The sequence below is a fragment of the Vreelandella sp. 2A-K22 genome (assembly GCF_054065485.1).
Map to the genome: position 1 here is coordinate 84,143 of NZ_JBSUGC010000003.1, position 14,554 is coordinate 98,696.

The window sequence follows — 14,554 nt, forward strand, 5'->3', positions numbered from 1 at the left end:
CCGCTTAGAAAGCTGCCTGAAGTGAAAGATAGCCGCCGCGTTGGGAAGGTAGGCCGGCAATGTCGCCTAAGTTCAACCACGCGCCCGTGAGTGATAAGTGCTTATTGAAGAAGTAGGCACTGTAGAGACTTTGCCAATCATCCTCTTTAGCTACGCTTAGGTTATCGGGTTTCTGACGATACTCTGCACCGACAACCCATTGCGGGGTAATAAAAACGCCCACGCTCCCCTCGGCCATCCACGAGCGGCTACTCTGATCGCCGCCAAAGCCAAGCAGACCGCCCTGGTTGGCATTGGTATTGCGCAGGGTGGCGTTGAATAGCACATTGCGCCCGGCAACAGCGCTAAACAGCAACTTGCTGGCGCTAAGATACATATCGGTACCGCTTGTTTTATCGGCACCGAGGGCGGTGGGAATGGTGCCATCAACCAGTCGTTTATGTTGCATCCCAACACTCCAAATGCCCCAAGGGTGATAGAGCACATCACCGAGCAAGCGCACCTTAGCACCGTAAATATCCTGGCCTAGCTCGCCACCCAGGGTGTCTAGATCAAGCGTTTGACGCGCCACTGAGACTTCAATACGGTCATAAACATTCAGGCTTGCGCCGGTCACTGTTAGCCGATAATCGTCCACCCAGGCATGGGTAGCGGCGGCAGTGACGCCGATTTCCTGTTCGCTGGCGGTGCTGGCCAGCACTGCCCAAGGCGATAAGCCACCCCCCGCGGCCCCTTCAATAGCACTCACTCCGCCCGTACTTACAATACGGCTACCGGCATAGGAGGGCATGGCCGCAAGCGCTAAACAGACCGCAAGGCAGCTGAAAAAAAAGTGCCGAAAGGGTGAACTGGATGGTGAAAACATAGATTGAAATAACATCATGGCTTTCTCTGGAACGCCTTTAGTAAGGAAGACATCGGGTGGGGCAAGGAGAGCGGCGTAAAATTATCCAACCATGCGGGGAGTTCATCAGCTGGCATTGGTTTAGCAATCCAATAGCCCTGTAAAAAGTCACAGCCAAGCTTGCTTAACAGCTCGGCGCTGGCGCGATTCTCGACGCCTTCGGCCACTAAGCGCAGTCCTAAGCTGTGGCCCATTTCGATGGTCGAGCTGACAATCGTCAAGTCATCTTTTTGAGAATCAATGGCCAACACGAACGATTTATCGATCTTGAGTTCATCCACGGGCAAGCGTTTGATTTGCGCTAGGGAAGAGTAGCCGGTGCCGTAATCGTCAATCGCGATACGCAGCCCTAGTTGGTTGAGCTCCATCAACGTGGCCATGGCGGCATCAACGTCCTGCATAACGGCACTTTCAGTGACTTCGATACTCAGGCGGGCAGGGGCAAGACGATAGCGCTCAAGCAGGCTAGCCAAATAAGCAGCTAATTGGCGATCCACCACATCACTGGCGGAGAGATTAACCGCTACCGATAAGTGGTAACCATGCTGCTGCCAAGCATGCAGTTGAGCGCAGACATTGGCTAACATCCAGTGGCTTAGCATGCTGATGCTTCCCGAACGCTCGGCCAAGCTAATAAACTCATCGGGTGGCACAAAACCTAACGACGGGTGACGCCAGCGCATCAACGCTTCGCACTGATCGACACGGCCGTTACGTGTGTTTACTTTGGGCTGGTAGGCCATCCACAGCTCACCGTTGCCCACCGCGTCCTGTAGGTCTCGAATCAAGGTGAGCTGGCGTAAATGATGCTCATCCTGTCCTTCCAAATAGCGTTGATGGGCGTGACGGTGGCGACGCGCCATATCGAGTGCGATGTCGGCACGCCGCAGCAGCAGTTGAGGGCTGTCGCCATGGTCGGGGTAATTAGTTTCGCCCGCCGAGAGTGACGGCGTGATAGGGAATTTATCAAGGTCGATAGGGTGGTGCAGCGTTGTAAAAAGGCGGGTTCGCCAGGCAAAGTCGCTTCTCGACTGCTTGACGAGTAGCAGTAATTCATCGCCATCCAGTCGGTAGGCAGTGCTCTCAGAGCCATCAAAGTGCTGCAAGCGCTTGGCCAGTGTGACTAGCACGTGATCCCCCAGCGCATAGCCGAAGGTGTCGTTGATGTCGCGAAAGTTGTTAATCGCCAGGCGAAGCAAGGTAAAAGGCTCACCGCGTTTGATCAAAAGGCTAATATCTTCTTGGGTGCTGATGCGGTTGGGCAGGTCGGTAAGGAGGTCGTGGCGAGACTGGTGATGAAGCGTCGCCTCGCGCTGAGCGATGCCTTCCTGCATGGCGATCAGTGTCGACGCCAAAAGCCCCGTTTCACTTCGCTCACTACCAATGGGTAGCTCGGTAAAACGTTCGCCGCGACCAATGCGCTGTGCCGCCTTCGCCAACTCCATTAACGGTTTGCTCATACTCCGGGCGCTCCACATAGCAATCAGCACGGTAAACAGCAGGATCAAAGCAATGATTCCCAGCAGTTGCCACTGCAGCGAGCGGTAAGCGCCAAGCAGCTCGTTGCGTGAGAGTTGTAACAACGCATAGGTCTGGTTGACGTCATCGGAATAGAGCTGAGACGCGTAGGTCAGGTACTCGGCATCCGGCGTCATCTGGCTGTGTAAGGCATATTCACCTTCGATTAGCTCATCGTCACGCCCGCTCATTAATTCCAGGGCCAGTTGCTCGGGATGAGAACTGGCAAGGTAGCTGATCTCGCCGTTGTCGCGATAGTTGACTACGCTGATGTCCAACCCGGTTAATGCATTAATCTCTTCCGTGACCGCTTCATTGATTAAAAAGCCCATACCCACCCAGCCAATCAGGTTGGGGGCACGCACTGGCAGCAGGGCAAACTCGTACGGCTGCCCTTCGGCGATGACGACGCTAACAGCTTCGCCTTCTTGGCTGGCTCGATCGAACAACTGCGGGAAAGGCATGGGGCTATTTTGCGCGTGATGGCTGCTTGCCAAAATACGCCCATCCAGGCCGCTGAGTAACACGATATCCGCCTTGGCTCGATCACCATGGTTGGCCAATACGGAGTAGAGCGTATCGGTGTCCTGGGTGGAAACGGCGCTTTTAAAACCGAAGTCATCGGCAAGAATGGCGACGTTATTAGCTAACTGCTCACCGCGTGCGTCCAGCAGTTGTTCCAATACATTGGCACCCACTTCTAAACGTTGGGAGCCTTTTGCAATGACGTCGTTTTGGGTCGCACGAAGAAACGCCACCCCGGTGGCGAGTTGCGAGACAATCACCACTGTCAGTAGCACGAGCATCAGGCGCGTTCTAAAGCGCATAGCAACCTCACTAAGTGGCGGATCGCGATCTCCTGAACACTGATAGGGGCTTAGGTGGCATCTTTAAATCGCTGCTGAAGTGGAGAGAGTGTTGGCGCTGGGGGTGGCAGCGCATTGAGTTTCAAGCTGACGTTTAATTGGTCGGTATCGGTAATGACGCCTTCCCACCAGACTTGTTGGCTGTCATCAAGCTGAGGGTGCCAAATCCGCACACGATGCTCACCTGGCGGCAGAGTAGGTAGCAAAAGCGTGCCTTCGGCAGCCGTTGTGGCCATATAGGGAGCGTCGCTAACGACAATAAAGGCCTGCATATGGTCGTGAATATTGCACCCCAAGACGACAATGCCCGCTCGGTCGAATTGAACTGGTGGTGGGGTTTCTTGCAGGTAGAGATTTAAATCAAAGGTTTTGGCCGGTGAAAAAGAGTAGACGTGATGGCGAGTCGTATCTTGGTTAGGAAATGCCACATAGCTGTCGGTCGATACGGTTAGCACCTTGGGGTGAAAGGCGGCATCGCGCTGGTAGATACTCTCTTGTTGGGGTGGATTTCCTGCTGAGGTGTCGTAATAGACCTCAACCACTGCGTCCTCAAGCAGTTGACCTTCAACACTACGCACCGTTACCTGGGCAGCATTAGCGGTGGAGACAAGTAGGGATGTGATTGCCACTACAAAAAACGGGGCAGTAAATACGCTGAAAAAGCCACTAAAAGGGCTACGTTGTTGTGTTGGCATTCAGATTGGCATCCCGCATTAAGCTGGCAAAGTGTTAAGCCTAATAGTGGATGGATTATGCAAGAAAGTCATGCCTTTGGCTTAACGGTAAGCCAACACTTGTGGATTTATCCTTAACTTTGCTTTTGTTTTATTAGGTGCTGTGGCACTCGCACCAGTGACCACGTTAGCTTTTACCGATTAGATGGGCAGGATAGTGCTTAACGCAATGCTGGCTGGCGCCAAGTGTCCCGCCAGGCATACATGACGCGCTCTGGGTACCAGGTTTCTCCCAGGCTGCGTCTGGCGCTGCACGTCATCACCAATAAAACGCGCTAGCGGCGTGCCCATACGTTCACGCCACTGGGCTTGTCTCTACAAGCCCAGCGCCGCTCAGCGTTACTGCCTTAGCTAGCTTTCTCACGCAAAAAGTCGATGATTTGATCCGCAGGCACCATGGTGGCTTCGCTATCCCGACGTCCTTTATATTCCAGTTCGCCGTTGTCCAGGCCGCGGTCGCCGATTACCAGGCGGTGAGGAACGCCCATCAGCTCCAAGTCGGCAAATTTAACGCCGGGCCGGGTGTCTCGGTCATCCAGCAAGACGTCTAAGCCAGCGGCGGTGAGTGCTTGGTAAAGACGTTCAGACTCTTCGCGAACACGCTGGGATTTGTGTGCATTCATCGGCACCAGTGCCACCTGGAAGGGCGCAATAGCGTTAGGCCAGATAATGCCGGATTCATCGTGGTTCTGCTCAATGGCCGCGGCGACCACACGGGTCACGCCGATGCCGTAGCAACCCATCCAAGGATGGCTGGTTTTGCCGTTGTCGCCCAGTACGTTGGCGTTCATGGCCTGGGAGTACTTTTGGCCAAGCTGGAAGACGTGGCCAACCTCGATGCCGCGCTTGATAGAGAGCGTGCCTTGACCGTCGGGAGAAGGGTCGCCTTCCACCACATTGCGTAGGTCGGCCACCTCGGGAAGGGCAACATCACGCTCCCAGTTAATGCCGAAATAGTGTTTGCCTTCAATATTGGCACCCGCGCCAAAGTCGCTCATCAGGGCAACGCTGCGGTCGGCAATAATGGGCATATCAAGGTTCACCGGGCCAAGCGAGCCAAAGCCTGCACCAACTGCTGCGCGAATTTCTTCTTCGCTGCCCATGGTCAGCGGGGCCGCCACTTGGGGAAGGTTCTCTGCTTTTACCTCGTTCAGCTCATGATCACCGCGCACCAATAGGGCAATCAGGCCACCTTCAGCGGCACGTACGATGAGGGTCTTGACCGTTTTCTCGATCGGCAGATCAAACTGCTCAACCAGGGCGGCGATGGTCTTGGCATTAGGTGTGTCTACCAGATGCATCTCTTGGGTAGGTGCTTCGCGCTGTATGTCGCTGCCCACCGGGGCAGGCAAGGCTTCGGCCTTTTCCATGTTTGCGGCGTAGTCGGAGGCGTTGGAGAATACGATATCGTCTTCGCCCGAGTCGGCCAGTACGTGGAATTCATGGGAGCCGGTGCCGCCGATAGAGCCGTTGTCGGCAATTACCGGGCGAAAGTCGAGGCCTAGTCGCGTGAAAATGCGTGTGTAAGCATCATACATATCCTGGTAGGTCTGCTTCAGCGAGGCTTCATCCAGGTGGAAGGAGTAAGCATCCTTCATGATGAACTCGCGGGAGCGCATTACCCCAAAGCGTGGGCGAATCTCGTCACGGAACTTGGTCTGAATCTGATAGAAATTGACCGGCAGCTGTTTATAGCTGGCAATCTCTTTGCGCACCAGGTCGGTGATCACTTCTTCGTGGGTCGGGCCGACGCAGTAGTCGCGGTCGTGGCGATCTTTCAGGCGTAACAGCTCGGGGCCATACTGCTCCCAACGGCCAGACTCCTGCCAAAGCTCAGCGGGCTGCACGGCGGGCATCAGTACCTCTTGAGCACCGGCACGGTTCATCTCTTCGCGCACAATGGCTTCCACTTTACGCAGGGTGCGCAGGCCAAGTGGCAGCCAGGTGTATAGCCCTGAGGTTAAACGGCGAATCATCCCGGCACGGAGCATTAGCTGGTGGCTAATGACTTCGGCGTCAGCCGGGGTTTCTTTGAGAGTGGCAATCAGTAATTGGCTGGCGCGCATGGGCGTGAGCATTCCTTAGGTTTTTGAAAACAGGGTTGTTGAAAACCTGGTTCTTGAAAGCTGGGTTCTTGAAAAAGTGCTTGGAAGCGTTGAATGGGGACATTGTACGGTCTAGCGGTTAAAGCGGCAAAATAGTGCTTATGTTCAAATGATCTATGCTTTTGGATGGCTGTGCTAAACTGATCGAGTTTTGTGGCGCGATAGTCGGCAAAAACGCAAGCGCAATACGCTATATCGACTATCGTTACTTTTGTATTTGAGGGAACCTTCATGCATCAAGCAGTTCGTCGCTGGTTGACTGGCGCCGTGGTTGGCGTTTCCATCGTGTCATTGAGTGGTTGTGGTACGCTTTTTCACCCTGAACGTAAAGGGCAATTGAGCGGTGATATTGATCCGGTTATTGCTGTCGCCAATGGGGTCGGTTTGCTGTTTTTTATTGTACCCGGAGTGATTGCCTACGCCGTGGATTTCTCTAATGGCACCATCTATCTGCCGGGCCGCAACAGCGCCTCAGTAGATGTTCACCACTTAGACGACGCTATGGATGTGGCTTCCCTGGAAAAATTGCTCTCTGAAACAGCTGGTCAGCCGGTGAGCTTAGAGAGCGAGTTGGTCATGATCGAGGAGGTGAGCAGCTTGGATGAAGCGTTGGCCATGGTGCGTATGTCGGGCGTGTTAGACCAAGAGAAACTCTCAGCTATGTAACGTTCGCTATTGATCGCTAAAATCCAGCCATGTGTCACGCTTGGCTGGGTTTTTTCATGTCGTGCAAGTGTTAAGCATACTGGGGAGGGTTGGGTACGCTGGGAAAGCGCGGCGGGTGCGCTTCCATGTAGGCGTGGCAGGCACGCAGTACCCGCACATCATCATACTTGCCACCCGCAAGCTGAAAACCCACCGGTAAACCGTTATCGGTAAAACCACAGGGCACTGACGCGGCGGGCTGCTGGCTAAGGTTAAAAGGATAGCTAAAGGGCGCCCACTCTTCCCAGTCCCGCATATCGCTGCTGAGGGGAACTTCCTGGTTAATTTCAAACGGCGGTATCGCCACCGAGGGGGTCATCAGTAGATGATACTCTTGGTTAAAGTGCTCCAGGAGCTGGGTTAACTCCGCACGATCTGCCAAGGCACGAAACAGTTCAACGGCTTTCCAGGGTTCGGCCTCACGGGCATTGGCCACCATGCCGGGATCCAGCAGCGTACGCTGGTGATCATCCATTTGTGACCACTGCTCTAAAGAGGCGGTAAACCACAGCTTACGGAAGGTATCCAGCGGTGACGAAAAGCCGGGATGCACTTCGACGATTTCAGCGCCCAACGCCTCCAGTCTGCCGGCTGCTTCTCGCACGCGTTCGGCAACCTGTGGATCTACCTTGGCGTAGCCAAGATCAGCCGAGTAGCCAATCCGTAGTCCGGTTAAACCTTTATCCAAATCCATCCCCCAGCACTCGGGCTGCCCGCGGGTGGCGTAAGGGTCACGGTAGTCGTAACGGCCCATCACATTGAGCATGCTAACCGCATCCCGCACGGTGCGCGTTAACGGCCCCAGGTGCGATAGGCTGGGTTCTTTAGCTGGAGGCCATTGGGGCGTCCAGCCAAATGTGGGTTTGAAGCCAAAAACACCGGTGAACGCCGCGGGGATACGTATGGATCCGCCGGAGTCGCCGCCCTGGTGCAGTACCCCCATATTGAGTGCCGCAGCAGCGGCGGCCCCGCCGGAAGAACCGCCGGGGGTTAACCGAGTATCCCAGGGGTTAGCCGTGGCACCGAAGACACGGTTATCGGTCACGGCTTTCCAGCCAAATTCGGGCGTGTTGGTTTTACCTAAAATGACGGCGCCTGCTTCACGCAGCATGCGTGCGGGTGGCGCATCGGTGTCACATAGCGCTTCAGAAGAGGTTAACGAGCCTTCTCGGCAGGGCATGCCTGCCACTTGGGTCAGGTCTTTAAGCGATACCGGCACCCCGTCGATGGGGCTTAGCGGCTTGCCTTGCCCCCAGCGCCGCGCCGAGGCTTTGGCCGCCGATTCCGCACCTTCAGCATCTACATACACATAGGCGTTAACGTCTGGGTTGAAGCGCTCGATTCGATCAAGAGCGACACGAGTCGCTTCTAGCGGGGAGGCCTCTCGGCTTGCAAACAAGTGAGCTAGGGTCTGGGCATCTAAACTGCCAAGATCGGTATCGCTCATTGCACACTCCTTACGTAGGCTGGGGCTTGGGTAAAGGAGTTTAAGCGTAGGCAAGCATTACCGGGCGTGCAAAAACCGCTGAATCGTAGGCTGACTCTTTGTATCCACTTCAGGAGGCTTGAGCGCGTAGCCAAGCTATTTCATCGGCCCATATCTCGGGTTCGATGGTCTCCAGTATCATTGGAATGCCGTTAATCCGTGGTTCCTGCATGATGGTGGTAAAGGCAGGTAGGCCAATATTGCCTTTGCCCAGGCTATGGTGGCGATCCACGCGGCTGGCAAGGTTGCTTTTGGCATCGTTTAAATGCATACCGCGCAGATACTCAAAGCCGACCACGCTGTCTAGCTCATCAAGCGTTGCTTGGGTGGCCTCTGTCGTGCGTAGATCATAGCCCGCCGCAAAGGCGTGGCAGGTGTCAATACACACCCCCACGCGAGTTTTATCGTCCACGTGGGCAATGATCTCGGCCAAATGCTCGAAGCGCCAACCTAGGTTAGTGCCTTGGCCAGCGGTATTTTCAATGACTGCGGTAACGCCTTGGGTATGCGTTAGCGCTTCGTTAACGGATTCTGCAATACGCTTTAAGCAGTCGCTTTCGCTGATTTTGTTCAAATGGCTGCCAGGGTGAAAATTAAGCAGCGTCAGCCCCAACTGCTCGCAGCGCTGCATCTCATCCAGAAACGCATCGCGGGATTTGCGCAGCCCTTCCTGCTCGGGGTGACCCAGATTAATCAGATAGCTGTCGTGGGGCAAAATCTGCTCTGCAGAAAAGTTGTGCTCGGCACAGGCATCGCGAAAGGCTTGAATCGCCTCATCGGTGAGCGGTTTACCTTTCCATTGACGCTGATTTTTGGTGAATAGCGCAAACGCATCCGCACCGATTTCCACTGCTCGCTGCACGGCTTGGTCTGCGCCGCCAGCGGCGCTCACATGGGCTCCTAGGTACTTCACGGTGGACTCCTTGTCAGTGTGTGAACTTATAAGTTGTTAGAGTTTATCAATGGCTGTCTAAAAAGCGCTTGAACGCGGCGGGTTCATCGGTGATGACACTGCCGATGCCCCACTCCCAGCGGCTATGAAAGGCACTGGGGTCATTGGCGGTATAGCACAATATTTGATAGCCATCGCGCTGCATAGCGTCGGCTTGGGCGCGCTTCAAACGCGGCCAGTGGGGGTGCACGCTAAAAGCCTCAATGGCCTCGCACTGCTCACGCCAACTTTTGGGCACGCTACCGAACAGCACACCCAGGGCCAGCCGTTCTTTGCTGGCAAATTGACGGCAGTGGCCAAGAGCCGCGGCATTGAAGGAGGAGATAATCAAGCGCTCGGGGGGGAGAGTGTCGAGCATTTCCGGCAGCGCGCGTTCCACCAGCGCGATGGGGTCGCGGCCTTTGTTGACCTTGATTTCCATATTGGCGCCCATTTCCAGCTCGTTAAGCAGTGCCAACATCTCGCTGAGGCTAGGCATCTTCTCACCCGCAAAACGATCGTCAAACCAAGCCCCGGCATCCAGGGTTTGCGCCTTCGCCCAGCTCATGGAGGCGAGTCCGCCCCGTCCGTTTGAGCAGCGTGCTACATCGCCGTCGTGCCAAATCACCGGGGTGCCATCACCGAGTAGCTGCACATCCAGCTCTACCCATGTGGCTCCCGCTTCATAGGCGGCGCGCACCGCGGCGAGGGTGTTTTCAGGGGCAGCGGCGGAGTAGCCGCGGTGGGCAATCAGCGCGGGGAGTTGAATAGCGGGATGCGTCATGACAAATCTCTAAGCCTTAGACGATAAAGAAGCGCTAATACTAGCATGGGCGCATGACAGCAGGATTGCATTGCCTCGCGTTCTAGTGGGTAAAAATACGCTAGCGTGCTAGCTTGATTTAAATGCCATGACGCGCTTGTATAGCAGCACCTGTTGCCATGCTTAGCATTATTCAGAGATGGCGTATCAACTCGAATAATAGCCGAATTACACAATAAGGAGTCCTAATGTCTCAGCGTATTCAATTTGCCCGCACCGGCGGTTCTGAGGTACTTGAACTGGTCGACGTTACCCCTGCTGAACCTGGCCAGGGTGAAGTACGTATTGCTAATAAAGCCGTTGGCCTTAATTTTATCGACATCTATTTTCGTACCGGGCTCTATCCAACCCCTTCCATGCCTTCTGGTCTAGGCACCGAAGGTGCAGGCGTGGTCGATGCGGTTGGCGAAGGAGTCACACACCTTCAGGTTGGCGATCGCGTGGCCTATGCCCAAGGCCCGTTGGGCGCCTATGCTGAACTGCATACGCTGCCAGCGGCTAAAGTGGTCAAGCTACCCGACTTCGTTGATTTCGACACCGCAGCGGCGAGTATGCTCAAGGGCCTTACCGTGCAGTATCTGCTGCGCCAAACCTATGAACTAAAAGGTGGCGAAACCATTCTATTTCACGCCGCAGCGGGCGGGGTAGGTTCGATTGCCTGCCAGTGGGCGAAGTCGTTAGGCGTTAAGCTGATCGGCACAGTCAGTTCACAGGAAAAAGCGGATCTAGCCATGGCCAACGGTGCCTGGGCGACAATTAATTACAGCGAAGAGAACGTGGTAGAGCGCGTACGCGAGCTTACCAACGGCGATATGTGCGATGTGGTGTACGATTCGGTGGGTAAAGACACCTGGGAAATGTCACTGGACTGCCTGAAGCCCCGTGGTCTGATGGTCAGCTTTGGCAACGCGTCTGGCCCGGTGGAGGGCGTTAATATCGGCATTCTGAATCAGAAGGGCGCACTTTACGTGACCCGCCCCAGCCTGAATGGCTACGCCGACACCCGCGAGCGTTTGGAGATGATGTGCGAAGAGTTTTTCGCCATGATTGAAAGCGGTAAGGTCAACATTGATATCGCCAACCGCTACCCACTTGCAGAAGCTGGCAAAGCCCAAGACGCCCTGCAAAGCCGCAAGACCACGGGCTCAACTATTCTTTTGCCGTAGCGGGTTCATTTTAGCCGACGATAGAACTTTGAGAGCAGCAGCAGGGGCAGCCTGAAGCGATTGGCCAGGGCCCCGTGAAGTTTCCTATATCTCAAAGGCTGCACGCATCGCTATAAGATTGTTGATGCTCACATTATTGTTGAGCGCCAAAAGTAAGCGCTTTTATTAGCCCGTTTTACCCTTCATTACACTACCGATATGAAGCTCGGCTTTGCCGAGCTTTTGTCCCTTTTGGCTATGTGTTTATAGGCTTTGCGTATGCAGGGTCTATACCTCTGTATAGTAAACGTCTAATGTGCAGAAGAAATAGTCATGTTAAAGCGTGTTTTGCATCAATCGCATGGTGAACTTTCAAACGCCAGCAAGGGAGTGGGAAAAGGATGTCGGCTGAGGACATAAGTGTTGAGGGCTCAAGCGCTGAGGGCTCCGGTATTGAAAACGTAAGTATTGAAGCATTGGATCTTGGCGGGTTAACGCTTACACCTAGCACACTGGTGTTTATCGTACTTGGGCTAACGCTCGCCGCGTTTATATGGGGACGCTTTCGTTATGACTTAGTGGCGCTGGCAGCGTTGTTGGGTTCGGTCATGCTGGGGCTTGTGCCGGCCGAAAGCGCTTTCGCCGGTTTCGGCCATCCGGCGGTGATTACCGTGGCCGCTGTACTGGTGCTTAGCCGAGGGTTTGAGCGCTCGGGCGTGGTCGATATTATTGCCAACCAAGTGCTTAAAGTGGGGGAAAACCTGCTGCTCCAACTCCTGGTGCTGGTGGGTACCATTGTTGTGCTGTCAGGTATTATGAATAATGTGGGCGCCCTGGCACTGCTGCTACCGGTAGCAATGCGGCTTGCCCGCGAACACAACACCTCGCCTTCCTTACTGCTTATGCCCCTGGCGTTTGGCTCTCTGCTCGGCGGCCTGACCACGATGATTGGTACCCCACCCAATATCATTATTTCCAGTTATCGCCGTGATGTGACAGATGAAGCATTTAGTATGTTTAGCTTCTCGCCTGTTGGCATCGTAGTTGCGCTGGCGGGGCTGGCCTTTATTGTTCTGGTGGGCTGGCGCTTGACGCCCAAGCGTAGCGGCCAGGCCTCTACGGATGAAATGTTCGATACCGCCAACTATTTAGTCGAATTGAAAGTGGGTGAAGAGTCGAAAGCCAAAGGCTTAACGCTACAGCAGTTGCGCGACGAACTGGACGAAACCATTCCCGTGTTAGCGGTGGTGCGTGATGACAACCGCCGTGCGGGCTATAACTTCCACGGCGCACTGGAAGAGGGCGATATTCTGCTATTAGAAGCAGGGCCTGATGAGCTTCAAATGCTGGAAGACAAAGTAGGGCTAAGCGCGATTGCAGAGTTGGAGGAAGACCCTGAGGCGGAGGATGCTGAGCCTACGGAGAGTGATAAGGATCCTGCGAATAAGAAAGATTCTGCGCAGGATCGACAGCCCGTGGATACCGAGGGCCTGCAACTGATCGAGGCCGTGGTGCGTAACGACTCAATGATGATTAACCGCAGCGTACGCCAGCTCCGCTTAAACCATCAGTTTGGCCTGCACTTGGTGGCTGTCGCACGAGATGGCGGGCGCTTGAAGCAGCGGTTGCGGGATATTCGTTTTAAAAACGGTGATGTTTTGCTCCTCCAGGGCAGTGAAAACGAGATGTCAGATAGCCTGGCCTCGCTTGGGTGTCTACCCCTGGCTAGCCGTGAACTGCATCTGGGGCAGCCACGCAAACTCGCTATGTCGATTGCTATTTTTGCCTTGGCAATCGTCGCCATGCTGTTTGATCTACTCCCCGCAGCGGTGGCCATGAGTAGTGCGGCACTGATTTCGCTCCTGATTGGCGTGTTACCACTCCGGGAAGGGTATCAGGCCATTGATGGCCCCGTCATAGTGCTGCTCGCGGCGATGATTCCCGTGGGCGAAGCATTAGAAACCAGTGGAGGTGCAGATTTGATTGCTAACGCGCTGCTCAGTTTTGGCAGCGATTGGCCGGTGGTGGTGACCATGATAGGGCTGTTTTTACTCTCTATGCTGCTCTCCAATGTGGTTAACAATGCGGCGGCTGCGCTACTGATGGCACCGATTGCGGTGAGCTTAGCCAATGGCTTTGACGTCTCACTGGATCCGTTTTTGATGGTCGTAGCTGTTAGCGCTTCCTGTGCGTTTTTAACCCCTATTGGGCACCAATCCAATACGCTGGTGCTTGGGCCTGGCGGCTACCGCTTTGGTGATTATTGGAAACTGGGCTTGCCGCTATCACTGGTGGTGCTGGTGGTTGCTATCCCAATGATCCTATGGGTGTGGCCGCTTTAATAGGCGAGGTCGCCGCTTGGTCTGTCGGTTTGGCACCTGCGGAATTGTATGAATAGTGCTATTAGGTTTCGAAAATTTTGCTAGATTATGTTCAGATATCAATAAAAATCGAACAGGCCGGGCTTATGAATCAACAATTTCGTCAGGATGCCATTGTCGAGCTGGTTCGTCAGCACGGCTATATGAGTATTGAGCAGCTCACCGATCATTTTGCCGTGACACCACAAACCATCCGTCGCGATTTAAATACCCTGGCCAATGAGGGCCGGGTGAGGCGGGTGCATGGCGGAGTAGGAATCGAGTCGAGTACAGTCAATACCGCCTACAGCACGCGCAAGACACTGCATCTGGAAGAAAAGGAGCGCATTGCCCGCTGTTTAGCACAGCACATCCCGAATCACTCCTCTCTGTTTATTAATATCGGCACCAGCAATGAAGTGATTGCTCAAGCGCTGTTAGAGCACCAGGGCCTTGAGATCATTACCAATAATTTAAATGTTGCCGCTATCCTGCAACATAAAGAGGATTTCACCGTGATTATCGCCGGCGGTCAGGTGCGCTCCCGGGACGGCGGCATTATCGGTGAAGCAACGATCGACTTTATCAATCAGTTCAAAGTGGACTACGGCATTATCGGCATCAGCGGTATCGATGAGGATGGCTCACTGCTGGAGTTTGATTACCAGGAAGTGCGCGTTGCTCAGGCGATTATCGCCAATTCCAGGCGCATCTATCTGGCGGCGGACTACTCTAAATTTCACCGTAACCCGGTTGTTCGGCAAGGTAACCTGGAACAGCTGGATGCGCTATTTACCGACCGCAAACCCCCAGACGCGATTCAGCGCTTGCTGACGCAACACGATGTGGCGCTCTACATTGCTTAATGAGGTGGTTTCAGCCTTGAGCATTTTGGGCGGCTAGAGTAGCCTTGGATGATAATAAAGCGAAAACGTGGAAACCTCTGATTAACTATTGCGCTTGGCCATACAGCGTTA

Annotated in this window: 11 protein-coding genes; 4 read left to right on the forward strand and 7 right to left on the reverse strand. The window is 54.5% G+C overall.

From position 1 onward, the window contains the following. Nucleotides 1–4 precede the first annotated feature (4 nt). The 4 genes from ACW17M_RS04785 to ACW17M_RS04800 all read right to left on the reverse strand — a co-directional run bounded on the left by ACW17M_RS04785 (nucleotide 5) and on the right by ACW17M_RS04800 (nucleotide 6,088). Complete coding sequence (locus ACW17M_RS04785; RefSeq protein WP_223827962.1) at nucleotides 5–883, reverse strand: DUF3034 family protein; 879 nt, start codon at nucleotides 881–883, stop codon at nucleotides 5–7. Further along, nucleotides 880–3,249, reverse strand: a complete 2,370-nt coding sequence (locus tag ACW17M_RS04790; protein WP_027959225.1) for a bifunctional diguanylate cyclase/phosphodiesterase — start codon at nucleotides 3,247–3,249, stop codon at nucleotides 880–882. The genes ACW17M_RS04785 and ACW17M_RS04790 overlap by 4 nt, the downstream gene beginning before the upstream one ends. 50 nt (nucleotides 3,250–3,299) lie before the next feature. After that, nucleotides 3,300–3,983, reverse strand: coding sequence for a cupredoxin domain-containing protein (locus tag ACW17M_RS04795; RefSeq protein WP_009286503.1), 684 nt, complete (start codon nucleotides 3,981–3,983; stop codon nucleotides 3,300–3,302). 386 nt (nucleotides 3,984–4,369) lie between these two features. Beyond that, nucleotides 4,370–6,088, reverse strand: a complete 1,719-nt coding sequence (locus tag ACW17M_RS04800; protein ID WP_027959226.1) for a proline--tRNA ligase — start codon at nucleotides 6,086–6,088, stop codon at nucleotides 4,370–4,372. A gap of 270 nt (nucleotides 6,089–6,358) precedes the next feature. Here ACW17M_RS04800 and ACW17M_RS04805 point away from each other — a divergent pair, with 270 nt between their 5' ends. Next, nucleotides 6,359–6,793, forward strand: coding sequence for a hypothetical protein (locus ACW17M_RS04805; protein WP_009286505.1), 435 nt, complete (start codon nucleotides 6,359–6,361; stop codon nucleotides 6,791–6,793). A gap of 70 nt (nucleotides 6,794–6,863) precedes the next feature. Here the strand turns inward: ACW17M_RS04805 and ACW17M_RS04810 are convergent, their stop codons facing one another. The 3 genes from ACW17M_RS04810 to ACW17M_RS04820 all read right to left on the reverse strand — a co-directional run bounded on the left by ACW17M_RS04810 (nucleotide 6,864) and on the right by ACW17M_RS04820 (nucleotide 10,033). Next, the gene (locus ACW17M_RS04810) at nucleotides 6,864–8,279 is read right to left on the reverse strand and encodes an amidase (RefSeq protein WP_027959227.1); all 1,416 of its coding nucleotides are present in this window, start codon (nucleotides 8,277–8,279) and stop codon (nucleotides 6,864–6,866) included. A 109-nt stretch (nucleotides 8,280–8,388) separates the two neighbouring features. Further along, complete coding sequence (gene nfo, locus ACW17M_RS04815; protein ID WP_009286506.1) at nucleotides 8,389–9,231, reverse strand: deoxyribonuclease IV; 843 nt, start codon at nucleotides 9,229–9,231, stop codon at nucleotides 8,389–8,391. A 46-nt stretch (nucleotides 9,232–9,277) separates the two neighbouring features. Next, nucleotides 9,278–10,033: a glycerophosphodiester phosphodiesterase family protein gene (locus ACW17M_RS04820; protein ID WP_009286507.1), complete on the reverse strand. Its 756-nt coding sequence runs from the start codon at nucleotides 10,031–10,033 to the stop codon at nucleotides 9,278–9,280. Between the two features lie 227 nt (nucleotides 10,034–10,260). Between ACW17M_RS04820 and ACW17M_RS04825 the strand changes: the two genes are divergently transcribed. The 3 genes from ACW17M_RS04825 (at nucleotide 10,261) to ACW17M_RS04835 (ending at nucleotide 14,443) form a co-directional block, all read left to right on the forward strand. Continuing rightward, on the forward strand, nucleotides 10,261–11,238 hold the full coding sequence (locus tag ACW17M_RS04825) for an NADPH:quinone reductase (RefSeq protein ID WP_009286508.1): 978 nt from the start codon (nucleotides 10,261–10,263) through the stop codon (nucleotides 11,236–11,238). 380 nt (nucleotides 11,239–11,618) lie between these two features. After that, nucleotides 11,619–13,559 carry an SLC13 family permease gene (locus ACW17M_RS04830; protein WP_009286509.1) on the forward strand — a complete coding sequence of 647 codons (1,941 nt, stop codon included), beginning with the start codon at nucleotides 11,619–11,621 and terminating at the stop codon, nucleotides 13,557–13,559. A gap of 125 nt (nucleotides 13,560–13,684) precedes the next feature. Then, nucleotides 13,685–14,443, forward strand: a complete 759-nt coding sequence (locus ACW17M_RS04835) for a DeoR/GlpR family transcriptional regulator (RefSeq protein ID WP_022523714.1) — start codon at nucleotides 13,685–13,687, stop codon at nucleotides 14,441–14,443. Nucleotides 14,444–14,554 lie beyond the last annotated feature (111 nt).

What these genes read in the sequence shown, in the direction of transcription:
- ACW17M_RS04820 (WP_009286507.1), bottom strand. Translation starts at nt 10,033, where the DNA reads ATGACGCATCCCGCTATTCAACTCCCCGCGCTGATTGCCCACCGCGGC.
- ACW17M_RS04805 (WP_009286505.1), top strand. Translation starts at nt 6,359, where the DNA reads ATGCATCAAGCAGTTCGTCGCTGGTTGACTGGCGCCGTGGTTGGCGTT.
- ACW17M_RS04810 (WP_027959227.1), bottom strand. Translation starts at nt 8,279, where the DNA reads ATGAGCGATACCGATCTTGGCAGTTTAGATGCCCAGACCCTAGCTCAC.
- ACW17M_RS04795 (WP_009286503.1), bottom strand. Translation starts at nt 3,983, where the DNA reads ATGCCAACACAACAACGTAGCCCTTTTAGTGGCTTTTTCAGCGTATTT.
- ACW17M_RS04785 (WP_223827962.1), bottom strand. Translation starts at nt 883, where the DNA reads ATGATGTTATTTCAATCTATGTTTTCACCATCCAGTTCACCCTTTCGG.
- ACW17M_RS04800 (WP_027959226.1), bottom strand. Translation starts at nt 6,088, where the DNA reads ATGCGCGCCAGCCAATTACTGATTGCCACTCTCAAAGAAACCCCGGCT.
- ACW17M_RS04790 (WP_027959225.1), bottom strand. Translation starts at nt 3,249, where the DNA reads ATGCGCTTTAGAACGCGCCTGATGCTCGTGCTACTGACAGTGGTGATT.
- ACW17M_RS04835 (WP_022523714.1), top strand. Translation starts at nt 13,685, where the DNA reads ATGAATCAACAATTTCGTCAGGATGCCATTGTCGAGCTGGTTCGTCAG.
- ACW17M_RS04825 (WP_009286508.1), top strand. Translation starts at nt 10,261, where the DNA reads ATGTCTCAGCGTATTCAATTTGCCCGCACCGGCGGTTCTGAGGTACTT.
- ACW17M_RS04830 (WP_009286509.1), top strand. Translation starts at nt 11,619, where the DNA reads ATGTCGGCTGAGGACATAAGTGTTGAGGGCTCAAGCGCTGAGGGCTCC.